15 protein-coding genes are annotated in these 14,722 nt (G+C 72.5%); 5 read left to right on the forward strand and 10 right to left on the reverse strand.

Translation table 11 applies throughout. The annotated features are described in order from the left end of the window. Positions 1 to 2: 2 nt before the first annotated feature. Positions 3 to 722: an aspartate/glutamate racemase family protein gene (locus ABZO31_RS26810; protein ID WP_406863853.1), complete on the forward strand. Its 720-nt coding sequence runs from the start codon at positions 3 to 5 to the stop codon at positions 720 to 722. Between the two features lie 19 nt (positions 723 to 741). Here the strand turns inward: ABZO31_RS26810 and ABZO31_RS26815 are convergent, their stop codons facing one another. Continuing rightward, complete coding sequence (locus tag ABZO31_RS26815; RefSeq protein WP_406863854.1) at positions 742 to 1,398, reverse strand: hypothetical protein; 657 nt, start codon at positions 1,396 to 1,398, stop codon at positions 742 to 744. A 178-nt stretch (positions 1,399 to 1,576) separates the two neighbouring features. Between ABZO31_RS26815 and ABZO31_RS26820 the strand changes: the two genes are divergently transcribed. Then, a complete protein-coding gene (locus ABZO31_RS26820) occupies positions 1,577 to 2,503 on the forward strand; it encodes a fibronectin type III domain-containing protein (RefSeq protein ID WP_406865483.1) in 927 nt (308 codons plus the stop codon). Here ABZO31_RS26820 and ABZO31_RS26825 read toward each other — a convergent pair. From ABZO31_RS26825 to ABZO31_RS26850, 6 genes are all read right to left on the reverse strand, one after another. Next, positions 2,422 to 3,609 (reverse strand): HTTM domain-containing protein, encoded by a 1,188-nt coding sequence (locus tag ABZO31_RS26825; RefSeq protein ID WP_406863855.1) that lies wholly within the window; start codon positions 3,607 to 3,609, stop codon positions 2,422 to 2,424. The genes ABZO31_RS26820 and ABZO31_RS26825 overlap by 82 nt on opposite strands. A 1-nt stretch (position 3,610) precedes the next feature. Beyond that, positions 3,611 to 4,186 carry a DUF5819 family protein gene (locus ABZO31_RS26830; RefSeq protein ID WP_406863856.1) on the reverse strand — a complete coding sequence of 192 codons (576 nt, stop codon included), beginning with the start codon at positions 4,184 to 4,186 and terminating at the stop codon, positions 3,611 to 3,613. Positions 4,187 to 4,446: 260 nt separating this feature from the next. Beyond that, positions 4,447 to 5,253: a hypothetical protein gene (locus tag ABZO31_RS26835; protein ID WP_406863857.1), complete on the reverse strand. Its 807-nt coding sequence runs from the start codon at positions 5,251 to 5,253 to the stop codon at positions 4,447 to 4,449. 221 nt (positions 5,254 to 5,474) lie between these two features. After that, positions 5,475 to 6,629, reverse strand: coding sequence for a GDSL-type esterase/lipase family protein (locus ABZO31_RS26840; RefSeq protein WP_406863858.1), 1,155 nt, complete (start codon positions 6,627 to 6,629; stop codon positions 5,475 to 5,477). A 294-nt stretch (positions 6,630 to 6,923) separates the two neighbouring features. Continuing rightward, positions 6,924 to 8,546 carry a malate synthase A gene (gene aceB, locus ABZO31_RS26845; RefSeq protein WP_406863859.1) on the reverse strand — a complete coding sequence of 541 codons (1,623 nt, stop codon included), beginning with the start codon at positions 8,544 to 8,546 and terminating at the stop codon, positions 6,924 to 6,926. 246 nt (positions 8,547 to 8,792) lie between these two features. After that, positions 8,793 to 9,425 (reverse strand): nucleotidyltransferase family protein, encoded by a 633-nt coding sequence (locus ABZO31_RS26850; RefSeq protein WP_406863860.1) that lies wholly within the window; start codon positions 9,423 to 9,425, stop codon positions 8,793 to 8,795. A gap of 177 nt (positions 9,426 to 9,602) precedes the next feature. Between ABZO31_RS26850 and ABZO31_RS26855 the strand changes: the two genes are divergently transcribed. Further along, positions 9,603 to 9,917: a DUF5955 family protein gene (locus tag ABZO31_RS26855; protein ID WP_406863861.1), complete on the forward strand. Its 315-nt coding sequence runs from the start codon at positions 9,603 to 9,605 to the stop codon at positions 9,915 to 9,917. A 42-nt stretch (positions 9,918 to 9,959) separates the two neighbouring features. Here the strand turns inward: ABZO31_RS26855 and ABZO31_RS26860 are convergent, their stop codons facing one another. Both ABZO31_RS26860 and ABZO31_RS26865 read right to left on the reverse strand, forming a co-directional pair. Continuing rightward, a complete protein-coding gene (locus ABZO31_RS26860) occupies positions 9,960 to 10,586 on the reverse strand; it encodes a response regulator (RefSeq protein ID WP_406863862.1) in 627 nt (208 codons plus the stop codon). Continuing rightward, a complete protein-coding gene (locus tag ABZO31_RS26865) occupies positions 10,583 to 11,776 on the reverse strand; it encodes a sensor histidine kinase (RefSeq protein WP_406863863.1) in 1,194 nt (397 codons plus the stop codon). Before ABZO31_RS26865 ends, ABZO31_RS26860 begins: the two co-directional genes overlap by 4 nt. 112 nt (positions 11,777 to 11,888) lie before the next feature. On the opposite strand from ABZO31_RS26865, the gene ABZO31_RS26870 reads away from it, so the two are divergent. Together ABZO31_RS26870 and ABZO31_RS26875 are read left to right on the forward strand one after the other, a co-directional pair. Beyond that, positions 11,889 to 12,974, forward strand: a complete 1,086-nt coding sequence (locus ABZO31_RS26870; protein WP_406863864.1) for an ABC transporter permease — start codon at positions 11,889 to 11,891, stop codon at positions 12,972 to 12,974. After that, entirely contained in the window at positions 12,971 to 13,654 is a 684-nt protein-coding gene (locus tag ABZO31_RS26875) for an ABC transporter ATP-binding protein (RefSeq protein ID WP_406863865.1), read from the forward strand. Before ABZO31_RS26870 ends, ABZO31_RS26875 begins: the two co-directional genes overlap by 4 nt. Positions 13,655 to 13,841: 187 nt before the next feature. Here the strand turns inward: ABZO31_RS26875 and ABZO31_RS26880 are convergent, their stop codons facing one another. Continuing rightward, on the reverse strand, positions 13,842 to 14,651 hold the full coding sequence (locus ABZO31_RS26880) for an IclR family transcriptional regulator (RefSeq protein ID WP_406863866.1): 810 nt from the start codon (positions 14,649 to 14,651) through the stop codon (positions 13,842 to 13,844). Positions 14,652 to 14,722 lie beyond the last annotated feature (71 nt).

Here is a 14,722-nt window from a genome sequence, read left to right on the forward strand (position 1 = left end):
GCATGAGGACTCCTTCCTCTTCTGCGGAGCCGGTCCCCGCCGCTGGTGCGGCGGGGGCCGGCGTCGTGCTGATCAACCCGAACACCTCGGTGGCGACGACGGCGATGATGGTCGCCCTCGCCCGCCGCGAACTGGCCGCGTCGGGCCTCCCGGTCCACGGCGTGACCGTCCGCCGGGGCCCCCGCACCCTCACCGACCCGGCGGCCCTCGCGGCCGCCGCGCCCCAGGTCGTCACCGCGGGCCTGCGGTCCGTGGCGAGGGGGCAGTGCGCGGCCCTGATCGTCGGCGCCTTCGGCGACCCGGGCCTCGCGGAACTCCGAGCCCGGGCCGGAGTACCGGTCGTGGGCCTGGCGGAGGCGTCGTTGCGAGAGGCCGCGGCGGGCGGCGCCCGCTTCGGCGTGGCGACGACCACCCCGGAACTGGCCGGGGCGATCGCCGCGCGCGTGGCGGGCCTGGGCCTGACACCGCGCTACACCGGCATCCGCCTGACGACGGACGATCCGTCTCACCTGGCAGCCCACCCGGACCTCCTCCTCGACCAGCTGGCAGTCGCCGTCCGCCGCAGCCTGACGGAGGACGGCGCCACCCGGGTCGTCATCGGCGGCGGCCCGTTGGGCGAGGCGGCGGAGGCGCTGCGGCCCCGCTTCCCCACCGAACTGATCGCCCCGGTCCCGGCCGCCTGCCGTGCCGTCCTGACCGCCCTCGGCAGGACGGCCGAGTAGCCCCGGAGCCGTGCGCGCCTCACGACCCGCGCCGAGGAACCCCCAGATCCCCACCGCCCCCGCCCCGCGCGGGCACGTCACCGAACGCGCCCACCTCCTCCCCGGCCACGATGCGCCGCCGGCACTCCTCCGCCAGCGCCGGATAGGCGCCGGCGATCGCCTCGTACAGCCGCCGGTCGAGCAGCCGCCGCGCCTCCGCGAGGCCGACGTCGCCGAAGAGACCGTCGAGCAGGGCCTCGTAGCGCTTCAGGGCGTGACGCAGGTAGTTGACCTGCCAGCGGACGAGCAGGACCGGCGTGATCTCCTCGGACCCCCGCGCCCCGAGCAGCCGGCGATGACGCACCGCACGACGTTCGAGGTCCGGCGGGGGAAGACACGGTACGGCGACGGGCTCGGCGCGGATCGCCGCCAGTACGGCCCGTCGCCTGGCCTGCGCGCCCGCGGTCGCCGCGGCGGACCGACTGCCCCCGGGAGCCCGGGCGCAGAGCGCGAACTCCTCCGTCCGCTCCACCGCTTCGACCCGCGCGAGCAGATACAGCCGCACCGGCGCGAGCGACCAGAGCCGCGGGCTCCGCCCCTGCACGTCCGGCTCGCCCAGCAGGCTGCGCACCATCGTGTCCGTCCAGCCGCGCCTGCGCAGCCCGGTCAGCGTCGTGTACGTCGTACGGTCCGTCATGATTCCCCCACATCCGACTACGGAGAGTGACGAATTCAGTGAAGCGCACGCCACTGACAACGCACCCTTGCCGGGCGTCCCGCAGGTGTGCGATATAGGTCTGGACCAAATAGCCGGACGTTCGACGGACGGAGGCATCCAGGTGCAACGCCCGCGCACCGCACCGCAGTTGACCGCAATGGCCGTCGCCGCGGCCCTCACGCTCGCGGCCTGCGCCACGTCCCCCGACGCGGACACCCGCGCCCCCACCGCCCCCCGCGGCGTCACCGCCCAGTCGGGCAGCGCGACCACCGTGCACGTCATGTGGAGCGCCTCCGCCGACGACCGGGGCATCACCGCGTACGAGATCCACCGACAGGGCCGCAAGGTCAAGGAGGTCCCGGCGACGACCCTCATGACCGACATCGAGGGCCTCACCGCGCAGACCCCCTACGCCTTCACCGTCCTGGCCCGTGACGCCGCCGGCAACCGCTCCCCGCACAGCACGAGCGTCCCCGTCACCACCCTCGCCGCCCAGGCCGAGGACCGCACCGCCCCCACCAGCCCCACCCGCCTCGCCGGCAGGGCCACCGGCCCCCGCACGGCCACCCTCACCTGGCAGGCGGCGAAGGACGACACCGCGATCACGGCCTACGACGTCTACCAGGCCGACACCCGCATCCACACGGTCCCGGGCGCCGCGACGAGCGCAGAGGTCACCACCCTCCGCCCCGGCACCATCTACACCTTCACCGTCCGCGCCCGCGACGCCGCCGAGAACAGCTCCCCCGACAGCACCCCCCTCGACCTCACCACCCCCGGCGGCAGGATCCCCACCTCGACGGCCCCCACGGACCTGAAGGCGACCGCCGGGAAGAACGCCATCACACTGACCTGGGCCCCGCCGAAAACCGACGGGGCCCAGATCAAGGAACACCAACTCCACCTCAACGGCCGCCTGACCACCACCATCGTCTGGGGCTCCACCCCGCCGACCCGCCGGGCGACCTACACCTTCACGGTCCCGGACCCACCCGGCACCCGCTACTCCGTCATGCTCCGGGCCAAGCTCCCCGACGGCACCTGGGGCGCCTTCTCGGCGCAGCGCACCGTGGTCACGCGCTGAGGCGGCCGCGGCGCCAGGCGTCCGAGCCGCGTGCGCAGCGCGAGCAACAAGGCCGTCGGCAGGAACACCGCGTCGCACACCACCATGATCAGTGACAGGAACGGGATGCCGAGCAGGACGGCGATGCCCAGATGCTCCGCGATCATCACGGCCAGCAGCACGTTCTTGACCCTGCGGCTGCCGAGGGTGAACGGGAAGGCCACCTGCGCCGCGACCGTCAGGTAGGTCAGGGCCAGGACCAGCACGGCGTTGGCGGCCACCGTGGCCGAGAGCCAGGGCCACGGGGTGAAGTAGTCGAGGTGCAGGGCGTAGTGGAGGGCGGAGCCCTCCTGCCAGCGCAGCCCCTGGATCTTGTACCAGCCGGCCGTCGAGTAGATCAGGCAGACCTGCACGGCGATCACGAGCATCGCGGCGTTGTGCAGCATGGCCGCGCAGTCGTCCAGTACCGAGCGCACCTCGTGCCCCGGCAGCCGCCGGTTCACCACGTACCAGACGCCGTGCACCGCCCACAGCAGCCACAGGACCAGTGGCCAGCCGCCCTGCACGGGAAGTCCGAAGGCCCAGAAGAGCAGGGCGCCCGTCACCGACCACAGGGCGATCCCGGTCCGGTCGGCGGTCGACTCGGTGCCGCGGGCACGGGCGGCGCGGGCGCGCCGGGCGTCCAGGGACCACACCTGGGCACAGCGGGTGAACACCAGGTAGATCACCATGATGCGGATGATGTTGTCGCCGCCGTCGCCGACCAGGGTGTTGCGGTTCTCCAGCGACATCACCCCGACCATGAACAGGACGGTCGTGGTCCTGGTCCGCCAGCCGACCATGACGGCGAGCGCCGCCACGATCGTCAGGGTGTAGACGATCTCGAACCAGAGCTGTCCGCCCCACCAGCTCAGTACGGTGAAGGTCCCCTCCTGCTCGATCAGGGTGAGGGCCATGTCGTACGACAACGGGCTGCGGTCGCCGAACAGGACGCGGCGGTGCGGCCATTCGCGCAGCAGGAACGCCGCGACGACGGCGGCGAGTCCGATCCGGAACAGCGCGGCCTGGTAGGGGGCCCGCGTGGCGCGGACGAACCGGGCGAGCCGCTGGAGGGGTACGGTGCTCAACTCACAGCTCCCTGTAGTCCTGGTCCGTCACCGGCCACCAGGGCAGCACCCGGTAGGTGGTGGTGTCCGGGGCCTGTTCCGGATGCCACGACGGCGGTGCCACGGCGGTGAAGCGGCCGGCGACCTGGATCCCGACGATCTGCCGCCCCTGCCACTCGCGGCCCATCCGCTGGAGGACGACGCGCTTGAGGTACGTGCGGGACAGCTCGCTGAGCGGGCCCCTCCGCGGCCGGTCCTTGGGGCTGTGGCTGTTGACGTAGCCGTCCCACGCCCGGCGGAGCATGTTCTGGTGGGCGTGACTGGGCGCGAGACTGCCTCGGATCCTCTCGACGTCCTCGGCGGTGAGGTTGACCCAGCCGGAGAGGACGGGAGTCCCGTTCGCGCTCGTGGTGCGCAGCCGGACGCCGACGGCCTCGTTGCGCTGCTGCGGGTTGGGCGCGAACAGCCGCCAGTCCTGGCCGAACTCCGGCTGCACGTAGGCGTCGATCCTCGCCCGGTGCTTCGAGCTGACGGCATTCGTCGGAGCCAGGCTCAGGAACACCATGGCCAGATGCGTCAGCAGGGCAGCCGCCAGCACGACGGCGGTCAGAGCGAGTGCCGCGACCGACCAGGGGGACCGCGGACGGTGGTTTCCCTCGGGGGGCGCGATGCTCGCGCCGGCGTCCGGCGTGGACCGGGGTGGAGGGAATTTCGCTGTCGTGGTCGTTCCGCTCTCCGGGTGCGGGGGGAGGGCCGGTCCGTCCGTACCCCTGGATGGTTCCATCGGGTTCCTTCGGCTCCGACGGCTCGTGCGGTGAGCGGTCGCCGCCCACCGCACGAGCCGTGTGTCCACGTGGGTCAGTTGCCGTTCGCCTCGTCAGCGCTGAACGGGCAGGTGGCCCCGGCGTGGTTCTCCGGGTCGGTCCACTGCAGACCGGCGGCGTCGCTCAGCAGGTCGGCGATCTGCTCCCGGCGCTCACCGGGGGACGGCGGGCCCTCGTAGTACTCGGCGTTCAGCAGCATGTACCGCAGGGACGGGTTGAGCGGCACGTTCCCCGCGTTCTCGCCGGCCTGCGAGAGCACGAGGGGATCCTCGTCCGGGAACGAGGCGAGGTAGGCCGAGCCGGGCGGCACGGTCAGGGCCGGGTTGTACGGGGTGTCCCCGCGGTTCGGGTCCATCCACGCCCCGGGGTTCTGAGCCCAGAATCCGGGGGAGCACCACTGGTTCGCGGGCGGCGTCGTGGTGCCGTTGGTCGTCGGCGGGGTGGTGGTGCCGTTGGTGGTGGGCGGAGTGGTGGTGCCGTTGGTCGTCGGCGGGGTCGTGGTGCCGTTGGTGGTCGGCGGCGTGGTGGTCGTGCCGATGAGGCCGATCAGACCCGTGGTGAGATCGCCGATGATCGTGGGGCTGAACTCGACCTTCTGCGTGCAGTAGCCGAACGTCTTGCCCTTGCAGCTGTGGTCCAGATCGTCCTTCGAGATGTGGACCTTGTCGCCGCCCTTGCCGTGGTGCTTGCCGTGGTCCTTGTGATCGCCGTCGGCGGGCGCGGACGAACGCGTCTGGGCCACGCCGGGGTGATTCAGGTCGAGCGCCTGCGAGATCGCGGTCGTGCCCAGGGTGAGGGCGCCGACGGAGACGGCGACGACGAGGGCCTTGATGGAGCGCATGAATTCCCTTCCTGCTTGGGTGAAAAGGAAGTGACAAACTGCGCTCCGAGAACGAAGCGTGACCTGCCGGGTCACGTCACATATGGGCCGTATGGGTCACGCAACGTCACCTTTCGCCTGCATGGCCCATCCCGAGCCGGTGGTGAAACGAAAAAGCAGGGCGCGTGGGGCGGTTCCGCTCCCGAGGAGCGGCCGCGCCACGCGCCCTGTCGTCCGGCCGTCTAGGAAAGGCTGGTCAGGTACATCCCCGACGCCCCCGCGCCCGCCGTGTTGCGGCAGCTGAAGTCGCCGGTCGGCTTCGCGTTCATGAGGGAGAGGCAGCGGCCGAGGGCCTGCTGGCCGTAGTGGTTGGGGTGCATGTTCTCCTGGATGGGGCCCTGGGTCTCGTTCTGGTCGATCCAGCGCGCCCACTCGCTCGTCGTCGCCGACGCCGGGACCGTGGGGCTGACCAGCTTCGACGCCTTCGCGCACACCTCGCGGCCCTGGAGCATGTCGCGCAGGTCCATGAACTGCGCGCCCTTCGCCGTCGCCACGGCCTTCAGCCGGTTCGAGATCTGGGGGACCAGGGAGTCGCGGGCCCAGTCGGAGTCCTTGTTCCAGAAGGGACAGCCGCCCGTGTTGGTGCGCGTCCAGCCGCTCTCGGAGTAACGGTTGTCCGCGCCGCGGGGGATCGGGGACGGGTACGACTGGAGGATCACGCGGTAGTCGGAGGCGGAGTACCCGGCGGCGCTCATCACCGCGCGGATCTCGTCGATCGACTTGCCGACGTTCGTCATCACGCCGTTGATCTTCGAGTCGACCACGGGCTGCTGGTCGTCGTGGCAGTACGAGTACCAGACGATGTAGTCCGTGGCGCACTTGCGGATGATGTCCGCGAAGCCCAGGTCGTTGCCGCCGATCGACAGGACGACGGTGTCGACGTCGTGCGAGCTTGCGATCGCCGCCAGCTGGTCGGCCTGCGGGGCCTCGCCCTTGAAGGAGACGCCGCCGTTGGAGGCGCGGAAGACGTTCTGCGTCGTGGCGCCCGAGCACGCCAGGTTGATCAGGGCGTCGGCGATCGCGCCCGCGCTGCGCACCTCGGAGCCGTCGGAGCGGTGACAGCCGTTGGCCGCCGTCGTGCCGTACACCCGGCTCGGATCGTATGCGGAGCCCGTCCAGGCGCGGTCCGTGCCGTCGCGGCCGCCGGTCTTCGTCAGGCTGTTGCCCTGCCAGCGGCCGCCCTCGCCGGAGATGTAGCTGTCGCCCATCGCGACGACGGCGGTGGGGCCCGAGCCGGGGCTTGCGGCGGAGGGGGAGATCCCGGCCGTGAGCAGGCCGCCGGTCGCCAGCGAGAGGGCCAGCAGGCCGCGGGCGAGGCGGTGACGGGGGAGAGGCATGGCTGTGCTCCTGCGGGTGCGCAGTGACGTGGGGGACAGCCGCCGGCCGGTGGCATGGCGGAATCTGGCACGTCGTGGCTTGTTACCGCTAGGTAGCGTCAGGTTTCGCTTTCGTCACGGAGGAGACCGGTAAGTCGGTCCGTGAATTCGGCCCCGGCCGCCTCTTGGCGGTTGCGAAGAGCGGAAGCGCGGAGCGCGGGGGAAGGGCGGATGCAAGAGCTCCGCCCCCGGTGCTGTGCGTCACCGGGGGCGGAGCTGTTCGTGCGGGAGGTGCTGTTCGGCTGGCTGTGCGGGTCAGCCGACCAGCTGGTCGTACGCGGGGAGGGTGAGGAAGTCGGCGTAGTCGGCGTCCAGGGAGACGTGCAGCAGGAGGTCGTGGGCCTGCTGCCACTTGCCGGACGCGAAGGCCTCCTCGCCGATCTCGGCGCGGATCGCGGCGAGCTCCTCGGCGGCGACCTTCCGGGCCAGCTCGGGGGTGGCCTGCTCGCCGTTCTCGAAGACGACCTGCGCGTTGATCCACTGCCAGATCTGGGAGCGGGAGATCTCGGCGGTCGCCGCGTCCTCCATCAGGTTGAAGATGGCGACCGCGCCGAGGCCGCGGAGCCACGCCTCGATGTAGCGGATGCCGACCTGGACGGCGTTGCGCAGCCCGTCGTACGTGGGCTTCGCGTCCAGCGAGGCGATGTCGATGAGCTCCGGGCCCTCGACGCGGACGTCCTCGCGCAGCCGGTCCTTCTGGTTCGGCTTCTCGCCGAGGATCGCGTCGAAGGAGGCCATGGCGATCGGGACGAGGTCCGGGTGGGCGACCCAGGAGCCGTCGAAGCCGTCGCCGGCCTCGCGGTCCTTGTCGGCCTTGACCTTCTCGAAGGCGACCTTGTTGACCTCGGCGTCCTTGCGGGACGGGATGAAGGCCGCCATGCCGCCGATCGCGTGTGCGCCGCGCTTGTGGCAGGTACGGACGAGGAGTTCGGTGTACGCCCGCATGAACGGGGCCGTCATGGTGACCGCGTTGCGGTCCGGGAGGACGAACTTCGGGCCGCCGTCACGGAAGTTCTTGACGATGGAGAAGAGGTAGTCCCAGCGGCCGGCGTTGAGGCCCGCCGCGTGGTCGCGCAGCTCGTAGAGGATCTCCTCCATCTCGTACGCCGCCGTGATCGTCTCGATCAGGACGGTCGCGCGGACGGTGCCCTGCGGGATGCCGACGTAGTCCTGGGCGAAGACGAAGATGTCGTTCCAGAGTCGGGCCTCGAGGTGCGACTCCGTCTTCGGGAGGTAGAAGTACGGGCCCTTGCCGAGGTCGATCAGGCGCTGGGCGTTGTGGAAGAAGTACAGGCCGAAGTCGACCAGGGCACCGGGGACCGGGCGGCCCTCGAAGGTGAGGTGGCGCTCCTCGAGGTGCCAGCCGCGGGGCCGCATCACGACGGTGGCGAGTTCCTCGGCCGGCTTCAGGGCGTACGTCTTGCCCGAGCGGGAGTCCGTGAAGTCGATGTTCCGGGTGTACGCGTCGATCAGGTTGACCTGGCCGAGGACCACGTTCTCCCAGGTGGGGGCGGAGGCGTCCTCGAAGTCGGCGAGCCACACCCGCGCACCGGAGTTCAGCGCGTTGATCGTCATCTTGCGGTCGGTCGGACCGGTGATCTCGACCCGGCGGTCGTTCAGCGCCGCCGGGGCGGGGGCGACCTTCCAGGAGTCGTCGGCGCGGATCGCGGCGGTCTCCGGCAGGAAACCGAGGGTGGAGGTGCGGGCGATCTCGGCGCGGCGCTCCGCCCGGCGGGCGAGGAGCGCGTCCCGGCGCGGCGTGAACCGGCGGTGCAGCTCCGCCACGAAGGCGAGGGCCGCGTCGGTCAGCACCTCCTCCTGCCGGGGCAGGGGGGCGGCGTCGACGACTGCCAGGGGGGACGGCGCTGGTGCGGACATGAACTGTCACTTCCTTCAGCGGACTTCACGGGCGGTGCCTGTCGGCCGCCGGGCGTCGTCATGTGGCACGCGGTGCCACAGGCGCCGAGATACGGCCGGGAGCGCCGTCACAGGCGATCAGGCGCTTCTGAACAGTGGATACTAGTTTCCTTATGGTGGAAGTTCAATCGTTTGTTGATATCGAGATTCTTTGGGTCGACAGAACGTGGCGCTGGGTGCCACGCTCCTCACGCGGCGCCACGCCCCTCACCCAAGGTGCGCCAGATCCGCCTCCGTGTCGATGTCGTACGGTTCGGCCACATCCGAACAGTCCACCAGCGTGATCGCATCCCGGTGCGCCCGCAGATGGTCGCGGGCTCCCTTGTCCCCGACGGCGCCCGCCGCGACCGCCGCCCAGCGGTCCGCGCCGAACAGCACCGGATGGCCGCGCCTCCCCTCGTACGAGGCGGCCGCCAGGCTCGCCCGCGAGCGGTACGCCGCCCGGACCCGGGCCACCGCCCGCGGACCGATGCCCGGCTGGTCCACCAGGCTCACCAGTGCCGCGTCCGCTCCGGTCTCCTTGAGTGACGCCAGTCCGGCGCGGAGCGAGGAGCCCATGCCCTCCTCCCACGCCGGGTTGTCGACCAGGACACAGCCGGGCAGCTCCGCCCGCTCCCGTACGAGCTCCGCCGACGCGCCGAGCACCACATGGATCACCGCGCAGCCGCCCTCCCGGAGCGTGCGCACGGCGTGTTCGACGAGCGGGCGGCCGCGGTACGGCAGCAGCGCCTTCGGCCGGCCTCCCAGGCGCCGGCCGCCCCCGGCCGCGAGCAGCAGACCGGCGACGGGAGGGGCGGCCGGCGGACCGGCGGAGAGGGGGTGGCGTGAGGTGGCGTCCATGCAATCTGCATACCGCATGAACCCGTGGAAATCGCCCGCCGAATTCCGTCGCCGGAGTGGCGCGCGGAGCGCGCGATGGGGTTGACTGGCGGCGACCCCCGGCGCCTGACCACCGTTCGCAGGGTCCGATCGGTGCGAACTGCACAGCGAGCACGCATACGTGCGAGGGGGAGAGCTTTGTTGCGGAGCATGGGGCAGATGCCTGTGACCGGTGGCGAAGAGGATCCGAGGGTGCCCGGACTGCGCGCGGCCGTGGCCCGGCTGCGGCGCGAACTGGCGGGCTACCCGGTCGAGTTCACCGACCGCGGGATCGCCGAGGACGAACTGGCGGCGATGGACGCCATGGCCATGGGCGGAGTGCCCGAGGTACGGCGGCTGCGCCGCTCGCTGCTGCTCGTGGCCGGTTCGGTCGGCTCGGTCAGCGCCCTCACCCGTGCCCTCGGCGCGGTCCGTGACGCCGTCGAACTCTTCGGCGAACCGCCGCGCGCCTGAGCGTCCGGCGGCATCCGCGAGCCTCCGGCAGCACCCGGCCGCCTACCTCCTGATCAGCCGCCGCTCCCGCGCCGCCGCCACCGCCGCCGTGCGCGAATCGACGCCCAGCTTGGCGTAGATGTGCACCAGATGGGACTTGACCGTCGCCTGGCTCAGGAACAGCGCCTTGCTGATCTGCAGGTTCGACAGACCCTCGCCCACCAGCTGCAGCACCTCCAGCTCCCGCTTCGTCAGTGCCTCCGCCGGGGTGCGCATCCGGTCCATCAGCCGGTGCGCCACCGCCGGCGCGAGCGCCGACTGGCCCGCAGCCGCCGTGCGGACGGCCGCGGCCAGCTCCTCCGGCGGGGCGTCCTTCAGCAGATAGCCGGACGCCCCCGCCTCCACCGCCGCCAGGATGTCCGCGTCCGTGTCGTACGTGGTGAGCACCAGGACCCGCGGCCCGCCGGTACGGGACGTGATCGCCGCGGTCGCCTCCGAGCCGTGCATCCCGGCGCCGAACTGCAGGTCCATCAGGACGACGTCCACGCCCCCGGTCGCGGCCCGCTCCACCGCGGCCTCCGCCGTGGCGGCCTCCGCGACCACCGCGAAGTCCGGCTCGGTGTCCAGGACCGCGCGCAGCCCGGCCCGTACCACCGGATGGTCGTCGGCCAGCAGCAGACGGATCGTCATGACGTCGCTCCCGTCACTTCAGTCACTCCCGTACTCCGCAGTGGCAGCGTGACCGCGATCGCCGTGCCCTGCCCCGGGCCCGACTCCACCGTGAACGTCCCGCCCAGCGACTCCGCCCGCGCCCGCATCGCCGGCAGTCCGAAGCCGCCCTCCGACGACGGGCTCACGGCGGCCGGGTCGAAACCCTTGCCGTCGTCCACCACGTCCAGCGTCACCGAGGCGTCCATGAAGGTCAGCGTGATCTCCGCCCGCGACGCGCCCGCGTGCCGCACCGTGTTGGCCAGCGCCGACTGCGCGATCCGCAGCAGCGCCACCTCGTACGGCGTCGGAAGCTCCGCCGGTGTACCGCTCACCGAGAACCGCACCCGAGGCCCGCCCGGCCCGGCCTGCCCCGGCTCGCACAGCCGCTCCAGGGCCCCGGCCAGCGAGCCGTGCTCCAGGTCCGGCGGCGACAGTTCCCGCACGAACCGCCGCGCCTCCGCCAGATTGTCCTGGGCGGCCCGCCGCGCCTGCTCGATGTGCCCGGCGGCCGGTGAGCCCTCCGGCAGCGCCCGCTCCGCCGCCCGCAGCAGCAGCTGGATCGACGAGAGCCCCTGCGCCAGCGTGTCGTGGATCTCCCGGGCGAGCCGCTCCCGCTCCGCCAGCGTGCCCGCGTGCCGCTCGGCCGCCGCCAGTTCCGCCCGTGTCGCGATCAGCTCCTCGACCATCCGCCGCCGCCGCTCGCTCTCCCGGTACAGCGCCTGGTAGCCGAGCACCGTCGCCACCGCGACCGCCGCCCCGAGCAGTGGCCCGATGAACACGCCCGGGTTGAGCGCCGCGCCGTGGCGTACGTACGACAGGATCGCCAGGCACGCCGTCAGCCCCACCGCCGGCAGCGACCAGCGCACCGGCAGCAGGTGAAGCTGCAGGAAGTACAGCGGGAACGCGACCCACAGGCCCTCCGGGGTCAGCCACAGCAGCACCAGCCACGACGCGCACAGCGCCGCAAGCCACAGCGCGGCCGCCCGCGGGGACCGCCGTACGACGGGGAGCGCGGAGCCCGCCGCGTACACCGCGCCGGTGACCACCGCCGCGGCCACCCCCGCACCGTCGTCCGACCGCACCGCCGCCAGGACGAGCAGGCCGGCCATCAGGAGATGCAGACACACGCGGAGCGCGCGCAGGGCAGGGGTGAGCGAACGGGGATCCATGATGCGACCAGCCTAGGCGGGAGCAGACAATCCGGACTCAACCGAAAGTTTGATTGCGGAGCCATCCGTGGCGCGATGCCCGCGGGCGTCCGCGCGCAGCAGTCTGGTGACCATGTTCGTGGCATGGAGAGACCTGAGATTCGCCAAGGGGCGATTCACCCTGATGGGCACGGTGGTCGTACTGATCACCCTGCTCGTCGGACTGCTGTCGGGGCTGACCGCCGGGCTCGCGCGGGAGAACATCTCCGCGATCACCGGACTGCCCGCCGACCGGCTGGCGTTCGCCGCGCCGCCCTCCGGCCAGTCGGTCTCCTTCACCAACTCGGCCGTCACCGAGCAGCAGTGGCGGCAGTGGGCCGGGCGGCCCGGGGTGACCGCCGCCGACCCGCTCGGCATCCGCACCCTCAACGCCGCCGCCGGCGACCGCACGGCCGCGGTCTCCGCCTTCGGGTCGGAGCCGTCCGCCCGGCTCGCCCCCGAGAGCGGGCGGCTCGCTCCCGGACAGGTGGTGCTCTCCGCGTCGGCCGCCGAGGAGCTGGCCGTCGCGGAAGGCGACGCCGTACGCCTCGGGCCGCTGCAGGCCCGGGTCGCGGCGGTCTCCGGCGACGCCTCGTACAGCCACACGCCCGTCGTGTGGACCTCGCTCGCCGACTGGCAGAAGCTCGCCGGCCCCGGCGGCGGGCAGCAGCCGACCGCCACCGTCGTCGCGCTGCGGGTGGACGGCGGCGCGGACCTCGCGGCCGGCGACGAGGCGGCGGGCACCGAGGCGCGGACCCTCGACGGGGCGCTCACCGCCATAGGGTCCTACCAGGCCGAGAACGGCTCTCTGCAGCTGATGCGGGGCTTCCTCTTCGTCATCTCCGCGCTCGTCATAGGGGCCTTCTTCACCGTCTGGACCATTCAGCGCAGCGGCGACGTGGCCGTCCTGAAGGCGCTCGGCGCGTCCACCCCGTACCTGCTGAGGGACGCCCTCGGGCAGGCGGTGCTGATGCTGAGCGCCGGTACCGCGCTGGGCACGCTGTTCGCCGTCTCCTTCGGCGCGCTGATCAGCGGCGGGAACGTGCCCTTCGTCCTCGAACCGCTGACCGTGCTCGGCCCGGCCGCCGTGATGATCGTCCTCGGGGTGCTCGGCGCCGCCCTGTCCATCCGGCGGATCACCGCCGTCGACCCCCTGACCGCGCTCGGGAGCGCCCGATGAGCCTGCTGCTTGACGACGTCACCCTCACCTACCCCGACGGGGACGGGCGGCTCACCGCCCTGGACTCCGTGGGCCTGGAGGTGCCGGCCGGCACCCTCACCGCCGTGGTCGGCCCGTCCGGCTCCGGCAAGTCCAGCCTGCTCGCCGTGGCCGCGACGCTGGTGACCCCGGACCGCGGCCGGGTGGTCGTGGCGGGCACGGACACCGCGTCGCTGGACGCGGCGGGCCGGGCGGCGCTGCGGCGCGAGCGCATCGGCATCGTCTTCCAGCAGCCGAACCTGCTGGCCTCGCTGACGGCGGTGGAGCAGCTGCAGGTGATGGCGCACCTGTCGGGCGCCAAGCCGAAGACGGTACGGGACCGGGCCCTGGCGCTCCTGGACGCGGTGGGTCTCGCCGGCCAGGCGGGCCGCCGCCCGCACCAGCTCTCCGGCGGTCAGCGGCAGCGCATCAACATCGCGCGGGCCCTGATGAACGAGCCCTCGGTGCTGCTCGTGGACGAGCCGACCAGCGCGCTGGACCACGAGCGGGGCGCGGCGGTCGTCGCGCTGCTGGCCACGCTGACCGAGGAGCGGGGGACGGCGACGGTGCTGGTCACGCACGACCGTACGCACCTGGACCGGACGGACCGGGTCGTCGCCGTGCAGGACGGCCGGCTGACGGAACGGGCCGCGGCGGTCTGAGTCGACGCCACGTCTGTACCCGCCGGCACAAGGAGCCGCCCACCCCAGGACGAGGTGGGCGGCTCCGTGTGCCGCAGCGAGCAGGCGGCGGCCCGCATCCCCGGCAGGGCCTGCGTACGCGAGAGCGCCGGCCGGGTTCGACCCGGCCGGCGCTCTCCGTGTGCCCGCGTGGTGCCTGCCGTGTGCCTCAGGCGCCGTTGCCGTTGCCCGTGGTGTTCGCGAGGGCCGTCGACAGCTCCTCGGCGACCTGCTGGAGGACGGGGACGATCTTGTCCGTCGCCGCCTCGGTGACCCGGCCCGCCGGGCCGGAGATGGAGATGGCCGCCGCGGTGGGGGAGTTGGGGATCGGCACCGCGAGGCAGCGGACCCCTATCTCCTGCTCGTTGTCGTCGACCGCGTAGCCGGTCTCGCGGACCGCGTCCAGCGCGGCGAGGAAGCCCTCGGGCGTGGTGATCGTCTTCTCGGTCGCGGCCGGCATCCCGGTACGGGCGAGGAGCGCGCGGACGTCCTCCGCCGGGGTGTTCGCGAGCAGCGCCTTGCCCACGCCCGTGGAGTGCGGCAGTACGCGCCGGCCGACCTCGGTGAACATGCGCATCGAGTGCTTGGACGGCACCTGCGCCACGTACACGACCTCGTCGCCGTCGAGCAGCGCCATGTTCGCCGTCTCCCCGGTCTCCTCGACGAGCCGGGCCAGGTACGGGCGGGCCCAGGTGCCGAGCAGCCGGGAGGCGGACTCGCCGAGCCGGATCAGGCGGGGTCCGAGGGCGTACCGGCGGTTCGGCTGCTGGCGGACGTAGCCGCAGGCGACCAGGGTCCGCATCAGCCGGTGGATCGTGGGCAGCGGCAGCCCGCTGCTCGCGGAGAGCTCGCTGAGACCGACCTCGCCCCCGGCATCGGCCATGCGCTCCAGAAGATCGAAGGCACGCTCAAGGGACTGGACGCCCCCGCTGGCGGCGGGTTTGGCGGCGTCGGTGGTGCTGGCGCTGGACGTCGGCACGTCAACGGTCCTTTCGAGGCGGGCGGGCAAGGCAGCAGCCTACCGGGCCGCTCCCCCCGACACACGGCCAC

The sequence above is a fragment of the Streptomyces solicamelliae genome (assembly GCF_045348655.1).
GTDB classification, from domain to species: domain Bacteria; phylum Actinomycetota; class Actinomycetes; order Streptomycetales; family Streptomycetaceae; genus Streptomyces; species Streptomyces solicamelliae.

What these genes read in the sequence shown, in the direction of transcription:
- ABZO31_RS26810 (WP_406863853.1), top strand. Translation starts at nt 3, where the DNA reads ATGAGGACTCCTTCCTCTTCTGCGGAGCCGGTCCCCGCCGCTGGTGCG.
- ABZO31_RS26815 (WP_406863854.1), bottom strand. Translation starts at nt 1,398, where the DNA reads ATGACGGACCGTACGACGTACACGACGCTGACCGGGCTGCGCAGGCGC.
- ABZO31_RS26820 (WP_406865483.1), top strand. Translation starts at nt 1,577, where the DNA reads ATGGCCGTCGCCGCGGCCCTCACGCTCGCGGCCTGCGCCACGTCCCCC.
- ABZO31_RS26835 (WP_406863857.1), bottom strand. Translation starts at nt 5,253, where the DNA reads ATGCGCTCCATCAAGGCCCTCGTCGTCGCCGTCTCCGTCGGCGCCCTC.
- ABZO31_RS26840 (WP_406863858.1), bottom strand. Translation starts at nt 6,629, where the DNA reads ATGCCTCTCCCCCGTCACCGCCTCGCCCGCGGCCTGCTGGCCCTCTCG.
- aceB (WP_406863859.1), bottom strand. Translation starts at nt 8,546, where the DNA reads ATGTCCGCACCAGCGCCGTCCCCCCTGGCAGTCGTCGACGCCGCCCCC.
- ABZO31_RS26850 (WP_406863860.1), bottom strand. Translation starts at nt 9,425, where the DNA reads ATGGACGCCACCTCACGCCACCCCCTCTCCGCCGGTCCGCCGGCCGCC.
- ABZO31_RS26860 (WP_406863862.1), bottom strand. Translation starts at nt 10,586, where the DNA reads ATGACGATCCGTCTGCTGCTGGCCGACGACCATCCGGTGGTACGGGCC.
- ABZO31_RS26865 (WP_406863863.1), bottom strand. Translation starts at nt 11,776, where the DNA reads ATGGATCCCCGTTCGCTCACCCCTGCCCTGCGCGCGCTCCGCGTGTGT.
- ABZO31_RS26870 (WP_406863864.1), top strand. Translation starts at nt 11,889, where the DNA reads ATGTTCGTGGCATGGAGAGACCTGAGATTCGCCAAGGGGCGATTCACC.
- ABZO31_RS26875 (WP_406863865.1), top strand. Translation starts at nt 12,971, where the DNA reads ATGAGCCTGCTGCTTGACGACGTCACCCTCACCTACCCCGACGGGGAC.